This is a genomic window from Flavobacterium sp. FG68 (genome assembly GCF_057808895.1).
Genome location: NZ_JBMDIY010000075.1, coordinates 1 through 1,190, shown reverse-complemented (window position 1 = coordinate 1,190; position 1,190 = coordinate 1). Strand labels below are relative to the sequence as shown.

The 1,190-nt window shown below is 28.1% G+C and carries 1 protein-coding gene and 1 pseudogene; both read left to right on the top strand.

Going from position 1 to position 1,190, the window contains the following annotated elements; translation table 11 throughout:
• Window positions 1-107: 107 nt before the first annotated feature.
• Window positions 108-470, top strand: a complete 363-nt coding sequence (locus ACODSB_RS23965) for a hypothetical protein (protein WP_488938887.1) — start codon at window positions 108-110, stop codon at window positions 468-470.
• A gap of 242 nt (window positions 471-712) precedes the next feature.
• Window positions 713-1,114, top strand: a pseudogene (locus ACODSB_RS23960) (IS1/IS1595 family N-terminal zinc-binding domain-containing protein); the annotation flags it as partial.
• Window positions 1,115-1,190 lie beyond the last annotated feature (76 nt).

Here is a 1,190-nt window from a genome sequence, read left to right as displayed (position 1 = left end):
CTAAAGTTAAGATTTAGTTCTTAACTAGAACTCCATGCTAAGTTAGCACATCCAATTGCGCCTAGTATATTGCCTAAGGAGAAATAATAAATATCTAAATTTAAAATATGCAAAATTTATATAAAACTATTCTAGTTCTAATGATTGTAGGGCTTCTCTCAATGTTTGTACGAGCATATCTTAAGCAAAAAGAAATCAGGGAAAACCAAGAGCAAACTGTCTGTAAATTTGTGTTTTGTAAAGACTTTCCAAAAACAACTAAAAGTTTTTTTCAGTACAAAATTAAAAATGAATGGTTTAGAGAAGGTTATGGAAGATGTCCAGACAATTATGAAAAAAAAATCAACAAATTTTTTAGATTATACTATTCATCAAAGGATTCTAATAAAATTATAGTAGATTTTTCTCAAGAAATTGTAGATACAACTGAAATTCTTAATGCAGGATTTTCTTTAAACGAATTAAAGTAATTATCTTAAAAATAATAATTAAAATGAAAAAAATAATTTTACTGTTTATCACTTTTTTCTGCGTTCAAAATTCATTTTCTCAAAATTCAATTCCAGAAAATGGGTAATGTATCAGATGTGTTGGTGGTTAATTATTGCATCTAACATTTACAGAAAATCAGATATTTATATTAATATCGCATAAAAATTAAAACAGCCCAAAGGCTGTTTTTTTATTTTATAATGCCTTAAATCGAAAAAAAATGGAGTCAAGCCAGACTAGGTGTTACAGATGTGTTGGTGATATTCGAAAGATGATAAAGTACGGAAAAACAAAGTCCGGCAGTTCAAAGATATATTTGCAGAGCATGCGGGAAAACCAGAGTTGAAAATCATGCAAATCTGGCTTATAAGATATAAACCAGAATATTATTCAATTAACTAAAGAAGGTTTGGGAATAAGAAGTACGGTAAGAATATTGAAAATATCAACGACAACATTATTAAAAAGAATCGTTTTTATCGCCCGAAATATTACCAAACCAATTATCAGCAAAGGCAAAACTTATGAAGTCGATGAGGTGTGCACTTATATCAGATACAAGAAAAATTATATTTGGCTGGTTTATGCATTGGAAAAGAATTATAAAACAGTTTTGAGTTTTTAATGTTGGGATTGAATCAAAGGTTCTGTCGCATCTGTTTAATAACTATTATCTTTAGACGTTCAAAATATATTTT

Excerpts from the sequence above, each read along its gene's own strand:
- ACODSB_RS23965 (WP_488938887.1), top strand. The coding sequence starts at position 108 with ATGCAAAATTTATATAAAACTATTCTAGTTCTAATGATTGTAGGGCTT.